This is a genomic window from Woodsholea maritima DSM 17123 (assembly GCF_000382325.1).
Lineage (GTDB): Bacteria > Pseudomonadota > Alphaproteobacteria > Caulobacterales > Maricaulaceae > Woodsholea > Woodsholea maritima.
In genome coordinates, this window is the sequence record NZ_KB908056.1 from 466,678 (window position 1) to 483,424 (window position 16,747).

At 55.5% G+C, this 16,747-nt stretch carries 16 protein-coding genes; 6 read left to right on the plus strand and 10 right to left on the minus strand.

What is annotated here, in order from left to right:
- Window positions 1-229: 229 nt before the first annotated feature.
- The gene (putA, locus tag H151_RS0102285; RefSeq protein ID WP_019960007.1) at window positions 230-3,370 is read right to left on the minus strand and encodes a bifunctional proline dehydrogenase/L-glutamate gamma-semialdehyde dehydrogenase PutA; all 3,141 of its coding nucleotides are present in this window, start codon (window positions 3,368-3,370) and stop codon (window positions 230-232) included.
- A 151-nt stretch (window positions 3,371-3,521) separates the two neighbouring features.
- Here putA and H151_RS0102290 point away from each other — a divergent pair, with 151 nt between their 5' ends.
- On the plus strand, window positions 3,522-4,613 hold the full coding sequence (locus H151_RS0102290) for a glycosyltransferase family 4 protein (protein WP_019960008.1): 1,092 nt from the start codon (window positions 3,522-3,524) through the stop codon (window positions 4,611-4,613).
- Between the two features lie 70 nt (window positions 4,614-4,683).
- On the opposite strand, the gene H151_RS0102295 is transcribed toward H151_RS0102290, so the two are convergent.
- A complete protein-coding gene (locus H151_RS0102295) occupies window positions 4,684-5,817 on the minus strand; it encodes a substrate-binding domain-containing protein (RefSeq protein WP_040758538.1) in 1,134 nt (377 codons plus the stop codon).
- A gap of 448 nt (window positions 5,818-6,265) precedes the next feature.
- On the opposite strand from H151_RS0102295, the gene H151_RS15230 reads away from it, so the two are divergent.
- The 3 genes from H151_RS15230 to speE all read left to right on the plus strand — a co-directional run bounded on the left by H151_RS15230 (window position 6,266) and on the right by speE (window position 8,863).
- Window positions 6,266-7,369: a type III PLP-dependent enzyme gene (locus H151_RS15230; RefSeq protein ID WP_233354479.1), complete on the plus strand. Its 1,104-nt coding sequence runs from the start codon at window positions 6,266-6,268 to the stop codon at window positions 7,367-7,369.
- A 142-nt stretch (window positions 7,370-7,511) separates the two neighbouring features.
- Window positions 7,512-7,970 (plus strand): adenosylmethionine decarboxylase, encoded by a 459-nt coding sequence (speD, locus tag H151_RS0102310; protein WP_019960012.1) that lies wholly within the window; start codon window positions 7,512-7,514, stop codon window positions 7,968-7,970.
- 44 nt (window positions 7,971-8,014) lie between these two features.
- Window positions 8,015-8,863 carry a polyamine aminopropyltransferase gene (gene speE, locus H151_RS0102315; RefSeq protein ID WP_019960013.1) on the plus strand — a complete coding sequence of 283 codons (849 nt, stop codon included), beginning with the start codon at window positions 8,015-8,017 and terminating at the stop codon, window positions 8,861-8,863.
- Between the two features lie 44 nt (window positions 8,864-8,907).
- Here the strand turns inward: speE and H151_RS0102320 are convergent, their stop codons facing one another.
- Window positions 8,908-9,918: a bifunctional helix-turn-helix transcriptional regulator/GNAT family N-acetyltransferase gene (locus H151_RS0102320; RefSeq protein WP_019960014.1), complete on the minus strand. Its 1,011-nt coding sequence runs from the start codon at window positions 9,916-9,918 to the stop codon at window positions 8,908-8,910.
- Between the two features lie 9 nt (window positions 9,919-9,927).
- Window positions 9,928-10,293, minus strand: a complete 366-nt coding sequence (locus H151_RS0102325; protein WP_019960015.1) for a cupin domain-containing protein — start codon at window positions 10,291-10,293, stop codon at window positions 9,928-9,930.
- A gap of 961 nt (window positions 10,294-11,254) precedes the next feature.
- On the opposite strand from H151_RS0102325, the gene H151_RS0102330 reads away from it, so the two are divergent.
- Window positions 11,255-11,923, plus strand: coding sequence for a MarC family protein (locus H151_RS0102330; RefSeq protein ID WP_019960016.1), 669 nt, complete (start codon window positions 11,255-11,257; stop codon window positions 11,921-11,923).
- 91 nt (window positions 11,924-12,014) lie between these two features.
- The gene (locus H151_RS0102335; protein ID WP_019960017.1) at window positions 12,015-12,209 is read left to right on the plus strand and encodes a hypothetical protein; all 195 of its coding nucleotides are present in this window, start codon (window positions 12,015-12,017) and stop codon (window positions 12,207-12,209) included.
- 7 nt (window positions 12,210-12,216) lie between these two features.
- Here H151_RS0102335 and aguB read toward each other — a convergent pair whose 3' ends face one another.
- The 6 genes from aguB to gstA all read right to left on the minus strand — a co-directional run bounded on the left by aguB (window position 12,217) and on the right by gstA (window position 16,735).
- Window positions 12,217-13,059 carry an N-carbamoylputrescine amidase gene (aguB, locus tag H151_RS0102340; RefSeq protein ID WP_019960018.1) on the minus strand — a complete coding sequence of 281 codons (843 nt, stop codon included), beginning with the start codon at window positions 13,057-13,059 and terminating at the stop codon, window positions 12,217-12,219.
- Window positions 13,060-13,063: 4 nt separating this feature from the next.
- Window positions 13,064-14,215: a serine hydrolase domain-containing protein gene (locus tag H151_RS0102345; protein WP_169336694.1), complete on the minus strand. Its 1,152-nt coding sequence runs from the start codon at window positions 14,213-14,215 to the stop codon at window positions 13,064-13,066.
- Between the two features lie 101 nt (window positions 14,216-14,316).
- The gene (locus H151_RS0102350) at window positions 14,317-15,336 is read right to left on the minus strand and encodes an agmatine deiminase family protein (protein ID WP_019960020.1); all 1,020 of its coding nucleotides are present in this window, start codon (window positions 15,334-15,336) and stop codon (window positions 14,317-14,319) included.
- Between the two features lie 182 nt (window positions 15,337-15,518).
- Entirely contained in the window at window positions 15,519-15,746 is a 228-nt protein-coding gene (locus H151_RS0102355; RefSeq protein ID WP_019960021.1) for a tautomerase family protein, read from the minus strand.
- The gene (locus H151_RS0102360) at window positions 15,747-16,130 is read right to left on the minus strand and encodes a nuclear transport factor 2 family protein (protein ID WP_019960022.1); all 384 of its coding nucleotides are present in this window, start codon (window positions 16,128-16,130) and stop codon (window positions 15,747-15,749) included.
- Window positions 16,130-16,735: a glutathione transferase GstA gene (gene gstA / locus H151_RS0102365; RefSeq protein ID WP_019960023.1), complete on the minus strand. Its 606-nt coding sequence runs from the start codon at window positions 16,733-16,735 to the stop codon at window positions 16,130-16,132. Before gstA ends, H151_RS0102360 begins: the two co-directional genes overlap by 1 nt.
- Window positions 16,736-16,747 lie beyond the last annotated feature (12 nt).

Here is a 16,747-nt window from a genome sequence, read left to right on the forward strand (position 1 = left end):
GCGTAGAAACCATATATACAGTGAGGCCCCGACCTCACAACGCTACATATAGTGTATCGCTCAGCGTCCTACGTCAATCACCGATGCAAGGGCGAACAGGCTTTTTTAGTTAATAACCCACTAACCTGAACGCATTCAAGAGGCAGATTTTTAACGACTCCCTAGGGATTCGAGCCTCCGCACACTGTGGAAAAGTCGGGGTGTAAATCACCCCGACTTGCCCTGTCTTTTAGGTCAGATTGAGCAGTTCCGGATCCCCGCCCTGGGCCGAGATATTGATGGTCACGACCTGCTCTGCGGCGAAACGGAAAAGATAGTGTGGACCGCCCGCCTTAGGACCAGTACCCGACAATCCTTCACCGCCGAAGGGCTGCACGCCCACGACCGCACCGGTCATATTGCGGTTCACATAGACATTGCCCGCCGGTACGGCTTCACGAATCGTCTCCATGAAACGCTCGATTCGGCTATGCACACCCAAGGTGAGGCCATAGCGCTTTGCCGCCAGCGCTTCAGCCGTTTCTTTAAGCTTCGAGCGCTCATAGCGTACAACGTGCAGAATCGGGCCGAACTTCTCCTCATCCAACACATCAATGCTGGGAAGCTCGATCAAGGTCGGTGGGAAGAAATAGCCCTTGGCTTTGAGCTCATCGCTCAGCGGGTATTCCTTCAAGACCTTGGCTTCGGTGCGCATGCGCTCGACATGCTCACACAAGATCTTGTGGGCCTCTTCATCAATGACCGGGCCGAGGCTGGTTGAAGGCTGGGTCGGATCACCCACGACCAGCTCATCCATCGCGCCCATCAGACCTTCGATGAAGTCATCGGCAATATCGGTGGGCAGGAACAATACCCGGCACGCCGAACAGCGCTGCCCCGCAGACCCGAAGGCCGACAAGATCGCATCATCGACAACCTGTTCTTTCAGGGCCGACGTATCCACGAACATGCCATTGAGGCCCCCGGTTTCCGCGATCAGGGGCGCGATGGGGCCTTTACGATCAGCCAGAGTGCGGTTGATGATCTGGGCCACATGGGTTGAACCGGTAAAGCAAACGCCATCGGTGCGCTCATCCCGGGTCAGGACAGCGCCCACTTCCTCACCAGTCCCTGGCAGGTATTGCAAAGTGCCCTCAGGCAGACCATTGGCCAGGAACAGCTTCACCGCCTCATAGCCTGTCAGCGGGCTTTGTTCGGCAGGCTTCGCGATCACGGTGTTACCCGCCGCCAAGGCGGCCGCCCATTGACCGATGAAGATCGCCAGCGGGAAATTCCACGGGCTGATACAGACGAACACGCCGCGCCCCTTCAGGCGTAGATGGTTGGTTTCCCCGGCCGGCCCAGGCAAGCGCACAGGATCACCAAAATGCTCTTCGGCTTGCGCGGAATAATAGCGCAGGAAATCGACCGCTTCGCGCACTTCAGCAACGCCGTCTTCTAAAGTTTTACCGGTTTCACGTGCCATCAGGGCAATGAAACGGTCCATATCGGCTTCAAGAACATCACCGAGATGACGCAGGATCTTGGCGCGCTCAACCCCGCCTTTGGCGTCCCAGCTTTTGTGGGCGATATGGGCGATTTTGAAGGCTTCATCCACATCATGGCGCGTGGCCAAAGTCACATCGGCCACGTGGAAATTGCGATCGGCCGGGCTGTGGAAGGCTTGGGTTTCCCCCAAACGGCTTTCACCATTGATAATCGGACCGGCTTTATAAGGCGCTTTGGCATCAAATTGCGCCTGGGCAGCGGCCATGCGCTCACGGACTTCAGCTTGGGTCAAATCAGCCCCCTTGGAATTGACGCGGCCCTCACCGTAAAGGTCGCGCGGTAAAGCAATAGATGGATGGCGATCTAGATCCTTGGCGATGTCGAAGGGGCCTTTGGCCACATCTTCGGCAGGCACGCTAGGATCTAGGAAAGAGTGTACGAAAGAGGTGTTGGCCCCGTTTTCCAACAGGCGGCGCACCAGATAGGGCAGCAAGTCCTTATGCTCGCCCACCGGCGCGTAAATGCGCACCGGGCGAATATCGAAGGCCTCATAGGCGGCATCATACAGCGCATCACCCATGCCGTGCAGGCGCTGGAATTCATACTCCTGATTGCCCAATTCCTCTGCGATCGCACGCACTGCACACAGAGAGTGCGCATTGTGGGTCGCAAATTGGGGATAAATCTCCTCACGCGCGGCCAGCATTAAACGCGCCGTCGCCAGATAATTCATATCTGTAGAGGCTTTGGTCGTCCAAACGGGGAAGTCCTCATCCCCATCTTGTTGCGAGCGCTTAATTTCCGTATCCCAATAGGCCCCCTTCACCAAGCGCACCAGGAAGCGGCGCTGGGTCTGTTGGGCAAGCTCAATCAGCTTTTCGATCACGGCGCGCGAGCGTTTTTGATAGGCCTGGACCGCCAAACCCAATCCGCCCCATCCCGCCAGGGAAGGTTCGCGGGCCAAACGATCGAGCAATTTCAAGGAAATCACCAACCGGTCGGCCTCTTCGGCATCAAGACAGAAACCAATATTGCCCGCCTTTGCGGCTTGGGCCTGTTCTAACAAACGCGGATAGAGAACATTGAAGACCTTCTCTTCTTTTACCGCATAATAAGAGCCATGAAGCGCAGAGAGTTTGATCGAAATCCCATCGACCAACTCAATCGGGCCGTCACCGCGTTTCGCAGACACCCGCGCAATCGCCTTCAAATAGGCTTGGTGATAGCGCTCGGCATCTTCTTCATTACGCGCTGCCTCACCCAGCATATCAAAAGAGAATAAGGCCTTTTGCTTGGGCTTATCCCACTGACGTCCGCGCTTAAATGCCGCATCAATGCTTTGGCCTAGAACGAATTGTTCGCCCATAATCTTCATGGCCTGACGCACCGCGGCACGCACCACCGGCTCACCCAGGCGCGCAACAAGGCGCTTGAAATAAAGCGTCGGATTTTCCTTCGCCTTATCATCAACATCCATCAAAGATCCGGTCAGCATCAAGCCCATGGTGGAGACATTGACCAGCCAATTGTCTGACTTCCAGGCATGCTCGGCCCAGGCCCCCGATCCGATCTTTTCCGCGATCAATTGATCGGTGGTTTCAGAATCGGGCACCCGCAAGAGGGCTTCCGCCAGGCACATCAGCGCCAAACCCTCTTTATTGGACAGTCCAAACTCTTGAAGAAAAGATTCCATTAAGCCTGGATTAGGGTTAGAGGAGCGCGCGCGCTCGACCAAGTCGATCGCGGACTGCTCAACCATAGTCCGATCAGACGATTTTAGCCCCACCTGACTATCCAAGAGCCGAGCGACTGAGGTCTCATCACTAAACTTGAGCTTATCCAGCCCATCCCAATCTATATTGGGTAATACAATATTACGCATGTCTGCAGCGCTTTCCAACAGAGTATTGAGTCAAGTTGAGAGGGACAATGGTCTTTGAAGGCCCTTGATGCAACCCCTTTGGCGCCAGATCGCTTCGCGATTGGGGCAAAACGCGCTAAGAGGCAGAAAAGACGTATGCAAGGAGAGTTCGATGGACGATGGCGCGCCGCTTCGCATTATGCTGATCACCGATGCTTGGGAGCCCCAGGTCAACGGCGTGGTCCGCACCCTTACCCGGACCGCTCAGGAATGCCGCGAAATGGGCCATGAGGTGGAAGTCATCCACCCTGGCCTGGGCTATCGTACCATTCCGCTACCGACCTACCCCGAGATCAAATTGGCCCTGGGGGCTAAAAAAGACATCGAAGCGCGCTTCAAAGCCTTTGAACCTGAAGCGATCCATATCGCCACCGAAGGCACGCTGGGCCAGGCCGCGCGCAGCATCTGCCTGAAGTGGAAGCTGCCCTTCACGACCAGCTATCACACGAAATTCCCTGAATACGTCAACGCCCGCTTCCCCTTCATCCCCCTGTCGTTCGGGTATAGCTTCATGCGTCGTTTCCATAACTCCGGAAACCGCTTGATGGTTGCAACCCCTTCGATGCGTGATGATTTGGAAAAGCGCGGCTTTAACAATATCACACCCTGGGCGCGCGGGGTCGATACCGATCTTTTCCATCCTGATAAGCGCGGTATTGATGGCGGCGTTTACAAAGGCATGGAAGGCCCGATCTCGCTCTATGTCGGTCGGATCGCGGTTGAAAAAAACCTCGAAGCCTTCTTGAAGACCGACATCCCAGGCACCAAAGTTCTGGTCGGTCCAGGGCCACAATTTGATGAGTTAAAAGCGCGCTATCCTGAAGCGCATTTTGTCGGGTCCAAATCGGGCGAGGAATTGGCGCGGTATTTCGCCGATGCCGATATCTTCGTCTTCCCCAGCTTGACCGACACCTTTGGCCTGGTGATTTTGGAAGCCATGGCGACGGGAACCCCCGTTGCGGCCTTCCCCGCCCCCGGACCAAAAGACCTCATTCCCGGCTCCAATGCGGGCTGGGTGTCTGAAGACCTGCGCGAAGCCTGCCTCAAAGCGTTGGAGATGAAGCGCGAGGATTGCCGCACCTATGCCGAGGGCTTCTCGTGGCGTTCATGCGCAGAGGAATTTGTGCGCAATCTCAAACCGCAACCGCGCCCGGAACGTAAACGCTTCTGGCGCCGGTTACGCCGCCTGGGCCGCACCGGATAATATTTCCGCATAAAACAAAAAGCCCGGTCAAATGACCGGGCTTTTTATGCCATCGCGTGATCATCACATGTTATTCTTCGGGCGCATGCGCCATCGGGGCCAATGCGCGCGCCACTTCTGAGGCTTCAAACCGCTCCTCATCGGTCAGGGCAATCAAACCCCGTTCCGCCAGATACCCAAATGGCCCCCAGGCATCTTCCGAGGTAAAGTGCTCGATATATTCTTGAATACCCGGCACGATCCCGACATGCTGATTTTTTACATAGAGATAGAGTGAACGCGAAATCGGATAGTCACCGCCCGCAATCGCATCATAGGTCGGCTCAACGCCATCCACATGACCGCCATGGATCCGGTCAGCATTTTGTTCCAGATAAGAATAGCCAAAGACGCCAAAGGCACTGGGTGAGTTAATCAGGGTTTGAACGACGGTATTGTCATTTTCCCCTGCATCAATCCAGGCGCGATCCTCGCGGATTCGGCTGGCAATCTCCTCAAACCGGGCACGGTCTTGGGTATAAAGCTGATCCATACACGCAAAGCCGCGCGCGCCTTGTTGCAAACCCAACTCCACAAACGCATCGCGCGTGCCGGAGGTCGGCGGCGGGCCATACACCTCAATACGAGAGGTCGGCAAGTCAGCAGAAATATCTGACCAACGCTGAAAAGGATTTTTCACAAACGCCGCGCAGCTATAATCCGCGACATCTGAAAACGCATAGCCGGAGATAAACCGCCCCTCACCATCAACAATCGCTTCGCCATCATCATTGACCGGCTGGGGAATACGATCAGCCAGCGCCAAAAAGATGTCGTGCTTACTGATATCTAACGCTGCCGCCTCCAAGGAATTACCGATGACAATGCCATCATACCCGATCAGCACTTCGGTAATTTGCGAGACGCCACGCGTCTGACACAGATTAAACTCAGATGACTTCATCCGACGCGAGGCCGCCGTCATATCCGGATGCTCCACCCCAACCCCGGCGCAGAATAAATTCATCCCGCCGCCCGTACCTGTGGCCTCCACCACAGGGGTTGGAAACTCGGTGATGGCGCCAAAATTTTCTGCCGCTGCAGTCGTGAACGGGAAAACGGTCGACGAGCCGACAATGCGAATCGTCCCGCGTGTTTGCGCCTCTGCCCCGCCCATCAGCGCCAAAACGCAGATGACAGCACCCAGCCCATGCCTTGCTTTCATCACTTCCCCCTTTATCCGGCCCATCTTGAGCTTCAGCATCGAAATAGCCCTCAAAAAGCCCCCTCAAGCCCTTTGGATCAAACCACTTTTTTGCTGCCAGCGCAGATGATATACCATCGCCACAAAATTATTCGCAGTCAGTATAACCCCGAGCCCGCATTGAAGGCGACGTCTAAAGCCTTTTATTTTATGACCTTTCTGTGACAGCTAAATGTATCACGCCTGTGTATCCCCAACAACACTTGCAAAAAGCGCGGTTAATTTTCAAAAAAAAGCTTTACATGGCCGCGATTAAACCCTACATGCGCGGTCCCGGCGGAGGTAACGATGCCGGATTGGGTTAACTACCATCAGGGGGTCTCGTGAGTTGTACGAACACCATACTCCCCTGGACCTGGTCCGTTGTCGGCCTGTTGATGGCCCGGTCGTTTGTACCCGACCGGATCGCTTGGCTGTAGCGTCCCGCTGGTTCCAGGATCATTTTCCAGGTCACGTTCTTTTTGCTGTGAAGGCTAATCCTTCGGCATGGGTTATTGATGGCTTGTATCAGTCCGGCCTACGCTGGTTTGACGTGGCATCGCTGCCTGAAATCCAATTGATTTCTCAGCGCTGTCCCGCGGCCACGATGGCGTTCATGCACCCTGTGAAAGCGCGCGAAGCCATTCACCGGGCCTATTTTGAATTTGGCGTGCGGATCTTCGCGTTCGACTGCGAAGAAGAACTCGCTAAGATCGTTGAAGAAACCTGCTACGCCCAGGATTTGACATTGGTGGCCCGTTTAGCGGTCTCCAATGATGGGGCGACTTTGCCTTTGGCTGGAAAGTTTGGAGCCAATGTGTTCCAAGCCCCTGAGCTGATCCGCAAAGCGCGCTCTTACGCGCAGAAACTTGGCGTCAGCTTCCATGTCGGCTCTCAATGTATGTCGCCCAATGCTTACCGCATGGCGATGCGTGATTGCTCGAACATGATTGTGCGTGCGGCTGTGACGGTCGATATCGTGGATGTCGGTGGGGGTTTCCCAACGATTTATCCCGGTCTCGTACCCCCACCCATGCAAGACTACATCACCGCAATCTGCGAAGCCTTCGAGACCATGATGGTGTTGGAGAATGCCGAATTGTGGTGTGAGCCAGGTCGGGCATTGGTCGCTGAAGCGGCCTCTGTGCTGACCCGTGTTGAACTGCGTAAAGGCAACCAAATCCACCTCAATGATGGGGCGTTTGGCTGTCTCTATGACGCGGTTTACGCCAAATGGCCTTTCCCGGTGCGCGTCCATCGCAAATCCGGCGAGGCCAGCACCCAGACCCAAAGCTATCAGCTGTTCGGTCCAACCTGCGATTCTATGGACACTTGGCCTTATGAGGTTGAGTTGCCCGTCGATCTGCAAGAAGGCGATGTGCTGGAGTTCGGCAATCTGGGCTCATACGGCGAGACGATGGCCACCCGTTTCAACGGCTTTGGTCAAGTCCAACACGCGCGTGTCCAAGACATGCCATTCCCGTCCGTTTTCTCAGAGTCGGCAGAAGCTGTCGGCGTTGGCCAGCGTACGTAAGGGATCGCTTCATGTTCATGACGGGCCACACACACGCGCAAACACCTCAGGGGGCGCGCCCCCTGAGCGCTTTTCGTTTTTCGGCTGTCTCCTGTGAGCAGCCCTATCTTCTCACTCTTGTATAAGGGAGCTCTGTAGTCGAATGGACGCTCTTTCCTACGCTGCAAACACTGTCCTCGATGAGGATACCGATTTCATCATTGATCCCGTACCCGCCAATGACGACGCTGCGGATCATTTTATTAAGCATAATGGCGTGATGATTGCCGGTCATCACATCATTATTGACCTATTTGGTGCTAAACACCTGGACAATAATGAACGCATCCAAGCGGCTATGAAAAAATGTGTAAAAGAATGTGGCGCAACCTTGCTGCACATTCACACGCATGTTTTTGAGCCCAATGGCGGCATTTCAGGCGTTGCGGTGTTGGCGGAAAGCCACATCTCGACCCACACCTGGCCTGAGCGTGGCTATGCGGCGTTTGACGTCTTTATGTGCGGCGATGCACAGCCTAAAAAGGCCGTGAAGATTCTCGCCCAGGCTTTCGAAGCTGCGGACGTTAAAGTGACCGAATTAGCCCGTGGAGAAGGTGCGTGACCTTAAAGGACTGCCCGAAATACTGCCAAGAACACAATGGTGAAATGTGGTTTCGCGAAGCGCTGGCCGGCCCCGTCGGTAACAGCCTTCGCGTAGACCAGGTGATCTATCATGATGCCTCTGAGCATCAAGATTTGCTGGTCTTCGAAAACGAAACCTATGGCCGCGTTCTGGTTTTAAACGGCATTGTCCAGGTCACCACGGCCGATGAATTCATCTATCATGAGATGATGGCCCATGTGCCTTTGCTCGCCCACGGTCAGGCCAAAAAGGTCTTGATCATTGGCGGGGGCGATGGCGGTGTCGGCCGCGAAGTCCTTAAACACAAAGGCGTTGAAAAGCTCACCTTGGTTGAGATCGACGCCGATGTTGTGAAATTCTCCAAAGAATGGCTCCCCACCGTGTCCGATGGGGCGTTCGAGGATCCGCGTTTTGAGGTGATCATCACCGATGGCGTGGAATTCATGCGTGATAGCCAAGAACACTTTGATGTCATCATCGTGGACTCCACCGATCCGGTTGGCCCCGGTGAAGTGCTGTTCACGCGCGAATTCTACACCGATTGCCAAAAACGCCTGAACCCCGGCGGCATTCTGGTCACCCAGAACGGCGCGCCTTTCTTGCAGCCGCAAGAACTGACCAATTCCTATCGCAGTTTTGATCTCTTGTTCAAACACGCGACCTTTTACGCCATTACCGTGCCGACCTATCCCGGCGGCGTCATGACCCTTGGCTTTGCCACCGATAATACTGAGGCGCTGAGCATTGATGTTGAGACGCTGAAAACGCGCTTCGAAGCCCTCAACACGCCCACGCGCTATTACACGCCGGAGCTTCATAAGGGGGCGTTTCAACTGCCCGCCTATGTCCGCGCCTGTATGACCCCAGAATAACCCCCCTCAAAGCGAAGGCTCCTCCCTGCGAGGAGCCTTTTCTTTTAGAGCGGATAGCGCATCGCCACATCACATCGGCGAAAAATGACGCCCTTTTCTGCCAAAACCTCTGCATCATCATAAAAGCCCGCCTTTTTATAAAGGTGGATCGCCGCCTCACATTTTGAATTGGTCAACAGGAAAAGGTCTTTGACGCCCATGGCCTTGGCCTCAGCGATTATGGCGGTCAGCAAAAATTCGCCCGCCTTACGCCCGCGCGCTTCTTTTTTGACGCCCATCTTGGTCAGCTCAAATCGGCCCGGTTCATGCGGGTTCAATGCGGCGGCCCCGACAAGGCCCAGCTCAGGGTCTTTAACAAAGAAAATCTTGCCGCCTTTGTCGAGAATATGAGTTTTGGGATCGCCCAATTGCTCTTTATCCTTAGGCTCCAGGGAGAACATCTCCTCCACCCAGGGGGCATTGATGTCATAAAAATCTTGAGCCAACTCATCTCGAAAGGGAACAATTTCAAAACCAGTCATGGGCATCGTCCTCATATTCGGTGCGCTTAGCGCGAGGCCTTGGCGTTTGGCCTCGGCCATAATGCGATCATAATGGCTGGTCTGCGCGATCGCATCTTCCATCCCGGTAATCGCCTCCAAAATATCCGTGCCGCTTTGGGCGATCAGGGTACGCGCCGCGCCCTCAACCACCGGCCACATCCGCACGCGCATATCCGCGACCATCGCTGCGCCCTCAGGAGTTAAGGTAATGCATTTGGTGCGCAGATCTTGATCACAGGCCTTCATCGCGATCAGGCCCAACTTGGTGAGCGCCGCCGTCATGCGGGTAATGCCCGGCTGAGCCACACCCAAGGCCTCAGCGGCTTCATTGACATAAAGCGGACCATAGCGTTCCAACGCGGCGAGCAAGGGAAAATGACTAGGCTGTGTGGGATAGCCAAAGGCTTTATGCACGACCAAGGCATCGGCTTGCAGGCGCTCCGTCAGGCGCTTTAAGCGACTGCCCAAAGCCAAAGGACCAAGCTCGGCCAAAATATCGCGGGTTTGGGTCATGCTCGCGCCTTAGGAGAGTTGATCCGCAATGGATTTTGTGCGCTCGGTGATCACATCCCCGGTATGCTTGGTTGCCACCGGCTCGATCAAGGCTACCCAGCACTCTTCTTCTGCCACCGGATTGTGCAGGGTATTGCGCGGCACGATATGGAAATCGCCCGCGTTCAAATTCACCTCTCCCGCCTCATACTCGATGCGCAAAGCGCCTTTGACGATGTAGAACATCTCGTCCTCACCCTCATGCTTATGCCAGACGAATTCACCTTTCAGCTTGGCCACTTTGACATATTGGCCATTGATCTGACCGATGATTTTCGGCGACCAATAGTCTGTGATCGTATTCAAGCTTGCTTCAAAATTGCCAATCGCCAACATAGCGCTCTCCTTCGTCCGAAGCTTTCATGCCATGTTATATAACATGTTATGAAAATGCAGCGATGGCAAGCGAGAAATTCGTCTAGAGGCGGCGGCGGAGGATAGACGGGGACAATAATCAAACTAAAAATCAGACGCGCATCGGCAATGAGACAGTATCTCACAGCCTGTCACCCCGGACGAATGATAATGAGATCCGGGATCTATTGAGATTGCTCTTGAGGCCCATGGATCCCGGCTCAAGGCCGGAATGACAGCTCCTTATTTAACCTTCGCGTCGGAGTGGAGCGAAATTGTCAAAGATGGATCCCGGCTCAAGGCCGGGAACCCGGTAGGCATTTTATCATCATCGCGGCCCCGGACTTGATCCGGGGACAATAATCAAACTAAAAATCAGACGCGCATCGGCAATGAGACAGTATCTCACAGCCTGTCATCCCGGACGAATGATAATGAGATCCGGGATCTATTGAGATTGCCCTTTAGGACCATAGATCCCGGCTCAAGGCCGGAATGACAGTATTCATTGAAAAGCTAAAAGCCCGCCCCTCCGGCCGTTCCGGCCACCCCCCCCCGCTTCGCAGGGGAGGATAAATCGGGCGACAGCCCGCAAGGCCAAAGGCCGCCCGCAGCGAAGCGAGGATGCTTTATAAAAAATCGCGGCCCCGGACTTGATCCGGGGTCCATAGACTGGGATGCCCCCTCCGGTCCGACCGGCCCACCTCCCTCGTAAATAGGGAAGGACATATCGAGCCAACGCCGCGGATGCCATATCAAGTCTGGCATGACACACGCTATCGAACCCCTTAGCACAGTGAAACACAGTGCGCCCCGTCCTCAAACCTACCTTCAGCTATGCTTTAACGCATGACAGCTTTTTGACATAGAAGCCTCGCCAAGGGTGACATTGAGTGATAGGGCTAGGCTTTGTTTCGACTTTCTAACATCTATGGAGTATGGGATGGGTGCCATTGATTGGTCCTTGCTGGCGGCATCATTTGTGACCTTTTTCGTGGTGATCGACCCGGTCGGGGTGGCCCCGATTTTCGCCTCCTTGACCGAAGGGGCCCCCGCTTCACACCGCCGTAACATGGCGATTAAATCCGTACTGATAGCGACCTGTATCCTGGTGGGCTTTGCCTATGTCGGGGAATGGCTGCTGGGCGCCTTACATGTCAGCCTGGATGCTTTTCGCGCCGCTGGCGGGGTGCTTCTGTTCATGATCGCGCTCGACATGATTTTTGAAAAGCGCACGGAACGACGCGAAGAACGCGCCGCCGAGCTTAATCACGATGATGAAAGCATTCCGGGCACCCATGAAGACATCTCAGTCTTTCCCATGGCCATTCCGATGCTGGCGGGGCCGGGCGCCATCGCCTCCATCATGCTGTTCATGTCTGAAGTGGGCGATCATGTGGGCAATCAAATGCTGGTACTCGCCGGGATGGGGGCCAATCTGGCCTTCTGTTTCATCATCTTCCTGGCGGTGGGCTTTATCATGCGCTTGATGGGCGAGACTTTGGCAGCCATGATCACCCGCATTCTGGGCGTTATTCTGGCCGCGCTGGCGGCGCAATTCATCCTCGATGGGATTGCGGGCGTTCTTAATTTAAGCGGCGCAGCCCACTAAAGTCGTAGAAAAACACGCCCGCGCGCAACCCTTTTTTAGCCACTTTATGTCAGTATGGGTCTTATCATCTTTTCAAATGATGGAGAGGCCCATGCGGTATTACACCCTTGCGGCCAGTGCACTGATCACCACCATCGGGATCGGGATCGGTGTTGCCAATTTAACGATTGGCCTGGTCGATCAAGCGATAGCCTTTTCTTGGCCGGTCCTCAGCCTGGGCGTCATCATGGCGATGATCACGCCCGAGCTGAAAAGGACGAAGTATCAAGAGATGGACCTAGAATAGAGCGGTCCTAAACGAGGGTATCGTACAAATCCGGACGGCGATCGCGGAATACGCCCCAGCTGGCCCGCGCGCGATCAATCGCCTGACGATCAAACTCCGCGACCAGAACGCCGGTTTCTTCGCGGTCCAGATCACACACCACTTCACCGGTATGATCACTGATGAAGGACGTACCATAGAAGACCTGACCGTCTTCATTGCCAACCCGGTTGGCGGCAACGACCGGGATCACATTGGCCACGCCATGGCCTTGCATACACCGACGCCAGCGCGCGGCGGTATCCAGACCTGAATCTTGCGGCTCAGAGCCGATCGCGGTGGGATACATCAAAACCTCCGCGCCCATCAGCGCCATGGAGCGTGCGCATTCTGGGAACCATTGATCCCAGCAAATCCCAACGCCAATGCGGCCATAGCGCGTATGCCACACCCGAAAGCCGGTATCACCCGGCTTGAAGTAGAACTTCTCTTGATAGCCTGGGCCATCTGGGATGTGGCTTTTGCGATAAACGCCCAGCACAGAGCCATCCGCGTCCAGCATCACAACCGAGTTATAATATTCAGGGCCATCCTTTTCATAGATGGACACCGGGATCGCGACTTCCAATTCTTCGGCCAAAGGCTGAAGCGCGGTAACGCAAGGATGCTCAAACGCGGGATAAGCGCGATCAAAATGCGCCGCGATTTGGGTTTTGCAGAAATATTCGCCCTGAAACAATTCAGGCGGCAAAATCACCTGCGCGCCCTTACCCGCGGCCTCGCGGATCAGGGTCTTCACGGTGTCGATATTGGCCGCCATATCCGGGCCAAACGCAGCCTGCAACAGGCCAACTTTAAGGGTCTGTGACATGTCCCTAATCCTCTTCAATCTGGTCAAGCCAATCACCAGGACCATCCCCGGTGCGTAAATCCATCACCGTCGGCCACAAGGCCCACGGATAGCGTGTGTCCGAATTCCATAAGCCGACAAAGGCAAAACCGCTCGCCGGTTCAAACACGATCTGCGCGCCATAGCCCGACAGCGAGCCGGAATGGGCGATCAGCTCGCGATCCCCCCACTGATAAATGCGCCAGCCCAGCCCATAGGCCGTGTCGCTGACACGGCCCTGATATCGGCGCGAGAAGCGACGCGTTTCGCGCAAACTATCAATATAAGGCGTGCGTAGGCGCGTGCGCACGGCCTCAGAAAGCCCCGTTTCTTCATCCAATTGCACTTGCGCCCATTTGATCAAATCCATCAAGCTAAGATTGATCCCGGCTGCGGACGGCAAGTCGTCATAAGGACTGTCGGGATTACCCGGGCGATCATGAAGGCGTCGCCAGCCCGAATGGGGCCTCGCCCAGCTGGGGGCACGTTTCAAGCTTTCCACCCCAATACTGGCATTGGGCAAGTTATAGCGGGCGAAAATATGGCTTTCGATCAGGTCTTGATAGCGTTCGCCCGTTGCGGCCTCAATCACCGGCTCAACCGCGCTGAATGCAACATTTTGGTAGGTATAACAGCCACCGAGCGAACACATCAAATCGACTTCAGCCAAGCGTTCACGCGCATGTAGCCCGGTTCGCCCCGCCTCAATCAGATTGTCATAGGCATTGGGCGGCAAGCCGGTTTGATGGCTCAATATCTCCAGCACACTCGGCTGACGGCTGCCTTTTAAGGTCAGAACGCTGGCGGGTACCGCTTGGCCCAGATCCAGACGCCCCTCCTCCTCCAGCATCGCGGCCAAGGTCCCGGTGAAGGTCTTGGTGAGGGATGCGGCACGGAATACCGTGCTCGGCGTAATGGGCTCACCGGTCCCGGCGGCCGTTTCACCGCTGGTGAAGATCAGGACCGGGCGGCCTTCCTCCAACACCGCGACGGCCATGCCGACAACCTTGTCGCTCTCTGCAGCTTGCTGGAAACGCGCCATCGCCGTTTCCAGATAAGGATAGCGCGCATAGAGCGCGTCGCGATCGGGATCAGTAACCGGTGGGCGCGGCTGGGCATGGGCGGATACGCCGCCCATCGACGGTATCAGCGCGAAGAGCCCTAACACAGCCCAGAGCGCGCGGCACACGTTTTGACCGCCAAGGCGGCTCCACCCAAATCCCATTCGTCCCTCTGGCCTTACACGGCTGGCTGGTTACAGGTCACACAGTGGAAAGCCCCACCGCCCATTAAGATATGCTTGGCTGACTTTCCGACAACCTCATACTCAGGAAAAATATCCTGCATCGCGCGCACAGCGGCCTGGGCGGCATCGGTATAGACCGGCATCACCAGATGACGCGTCCCGATAACCCAATTCATGTGCGAGGCGGGGAAGATCTCGCCTTCTGCGTTGGTGAACAGGCCAGGTGAGGGAATGCGGCGCACTTCTAATTTACGCCCTTTGGCGTCAGTCGCTTCGGACAGGACGCGGGCCACCTCTTCATGACGGTCACGATTGGGGTCATTGGTGCCCCACGGGGCCTGACAAACCACAACCCCCGGACGGGCAAAGCGCGCAACGTTATCGATGTGACCATCGGTGTGGTCGGCGTGCAGGCCATCATCCAGCCAGATGACTTTTTCGATGCCCAACGCCTCTTTGAAGATGGCTTCGGCCTCTTCCTGCGAGGGGTGATCTTGGCGATTGGTGTTGAGAATGGAGTGACGGGTCGCGATCATCGTGCCCTCGCCATCAAATTCCAGCGCGCCGCCTTCGGTGGTGAAATGCTTGAACAGGCGCTCTTTGGCACCGGCTTGCTTGATGATTTCCCCACCAATGGTTTGATCTTCGGGATAGTTGAATTTGCCGCCCCAGCCATTGAAGCCAAAGCGCACGCCGACCAGCTCGCCATTCTCGCGCACAAAGACCGGGCCGGTATCGCGCGCCCAGACATCCCCATATTCGGCGCGCACGAATTGCGCGGTTTTAGGCAGGCGTTTGCGCGCAGAGGCTTCGGCCTCATCATTGGCGCAATAGACCACCAAGCGCACGGCATGACCGCGATCATTGGCGGTTCCCAGCGCGGTTAAAAACGCGCCAAATTCCTCTTGCGCGCCCTCATAATACTCCCCCCAAATCTTGGCCGAATGCGGCCAACAGGTATGGATGGCACGCTGCGGTGATGTTTCGTGGCTCGGTTGCAAGGGTAAGCTCATATCAGGCCCCATAAATCGGCTGGGGCGCGGGGGGAAGCCCGCGCGAGAATAAAATTCGAAGGCGGCTCATTATCGAATGTTTCGCCCTTTGACGCTTGCTCTTTTTACACGCTTGCTATGCAAAAAAGGAGGCCTTTGCGCCTCCTTTTTCACTTGCCCGAGATGAAATTTTCTGCCCTCGGTTAACCCTTGGCTTTCAAAGCGCGATATTCACGCACTTGCAGCCCGCCACATCCCCAATTGTCCAAATCCACCTCTTCAATGACCACAAAGGTCTTCGCCGGGTCTTTGCCCAGAACATCGTGAAGCACGCCGGTCACACCCTTGATCAGGGCCGCTTTTTCTTCCTTGCTGGGACCGGTTCCATCCGGCCCCCCTTCTTTAGTCACTTGAATATTGACGTAGGGCATTTAGGCCTCCAAGGGCTGATGGGTAAAAATCTTGGCAATGATCTGCCAGGTTTCATCGGTACGAATAAAAGTCAGATAGTCAAGATAGGCGAGCCCCACCATCTCCATCCTGGCGGTGATGAAGGCCATATCCCCCTCACACCGCACGCTGATCACCTGATCCTTTCGCGCATCCCCCGTATGTGCGGGCGGCGTGCGCGCCTTAACCCGCGCGAGATAATCGGGCAGGCTGAGCGCGACATAATGGCCCGCGCTGGCGTTCACATAGCGCGCATCGCGGTGAAAAACCGGACCCAGCACGTCTATATCCGCTTGATAAAGGCCTTCGAAATACTGGGCCATAACGCCCATCAACGCCGTCATGTCGCGCTCAACCCCTGCCATTAGATCAACCCTTCTGATTTCAGGGTTTTCTGCACGGCTGGACGTGCGCCAACTTTGTCCTGGAAGGCTTTGAGATGAGGATAAATGCTCAAATCATAATCAATATGCGCCGACCAATTCGACACGACGAACAGATAAGCATCCGCAATCGTGAAGGTTTCACCGGTCAGATACGGCCCATGCGCGCTCAGCTCACCCTCAACATAGCTATAAAGGACATCCAAGCGTTCACGCGCTGCGGCCTTTTCGCTATCGCTGCCGCCCTTAAAAAACGGCCCATGGGCTTTATGCAGCTCACTGCCGACAAAATTGAGATAGCCAATAACCTTGGCGCGCTCCACCGAACCCAGCGGCCCTACCAAGTTAAGCTCAGGCTTTTGATCGCCCAGATATTGCAAAATCGCCGGGCCTTCGGTGATCACAACGCCACTATCAAGCTCTAACGCCGGCACATAACCCATCTTGTTGACTTTGCGGTAGTCATCGCCATTTTGGGTCGTCTTCGCGACCAGATCGACCAGATCCAATTCGTAGTTTTGATTGGTTTCATTAAGGATGATGTGGCTCGCCATCGAGCAGACACCGGTTTTGTAATAGAGCTTCATCAACGCACTCCT

What these genes read in the sequence shown, in the direction of transcription:
- H151_RS0102350 (WP_019960020.1), bottom strand. Translation starts at nt 15,336, where the DNA reads ATGAGCTTACCCTTGCAACCGAGCCACGAAACATCACCGCAGCGTGCC.
- speE (WP_019960013.1), top strand. Translation starts at nt 8,015, where the DNA reads ATGTGGTTTCGCGAAGCGCTGGCCGGCCCCGTCGGTAACAGCCTTCGC.
- aguB (WP_019960018.1), bottom strand. Translation starts at nt 13,059, where the DNA reads ATGTCACAGACCCTTAAAGTTGGCCTGTTGCAGGCTGCGTTTGGCCCG.
- H151_RS0102355 (WP_019960021.1), bottom strand. Translation starts at nt 15,746, where the DNA reads ATGCCCTACGTCAATATTCAAGTGACTAAAGAAGGGGGGCCGGATGGA.
- H151_RS0102345 (WP_169336694.1), bottom strand. Translation starts at nt 14,215, where the DNA reads ATGGGCGGCGTATCCGCCCATGCCCAGCCGCGCCCACCGGTTACTGAT.
- speD (WP_019960012.1), top strand. Translation starts at nt 7,512, where the DNA reads ATGGACGCTCTTTCCTACGCTGCAAACACTGTCCTCGATGAGGATACC.
- H151_RS0102360 (WP_019960022.1), bottom strand. Translation starts at nt 16,130, where the DNA reads ATGGCAGGGGTTGAGCGCGACATGACGGCGTTGATGGGCGTTATGGCC.
- H151_RS0102320 (WP_019960014.1), bottom strand. Translation starts at nt 9,918, where the DNA reads ATGACCCAAACCCGCGATATTTTGGCCGAGCTTGGTCCTTTGGCTTTG.
- H151_RS0102295 (WP_040758538.1), bottom strand. Translation starts at nt 5,817, where the DNA reads ATGAAAGCAAGGCATGGGCTGGGTGCTGTCATCTGCGTTTTGGCGCTG.
- H151_RS0102325 (WP_019960015.1), bottom strand. Translation starts at nt 10,293, where the DNA reads ATGTTGGCGATTGGCAATTTTGAAGCAAGCTTGAATACGATCACAGAC.
- H151_RS0102330 (WP_019960016.1), top strand. Translation starts at nt 11,255, where the DNA reads ATGGGTGCCATTGATTGGTCCTTGCTGGCGGCATCATTTGTGACCTTT.
- gstA (WP_019960023.1), bottom strand. Translation starts at nt 16,735, where the DNA reads ATGAAGCTCTATTACAAAACCGGTGTCTGCTCGATGGCGAGCCACATC.
- H151_RS0102290 (WP_019960008.1), top strand. Translation starts at nt 3,522, where the DNA reads ATGGACGATGGCGCGCCGCTTCGCATTATGCTGATCACCGATGCTTGG.
- putA (WP_019960007.1), bottom strand. Translation starts at nt 3,370, where the DNA reads ATGCGTAATATTGTATTACCCAATATAGATTGGGATGGGCTGGATAAG.
- H151_RS0102335 (WP_019960017.1), top strand. Translation starts at nt 12,015, where the DNA reads ATGCGGTATTACACCCTTGCGGCCAGTGCACTGATCACCACCATCGGG.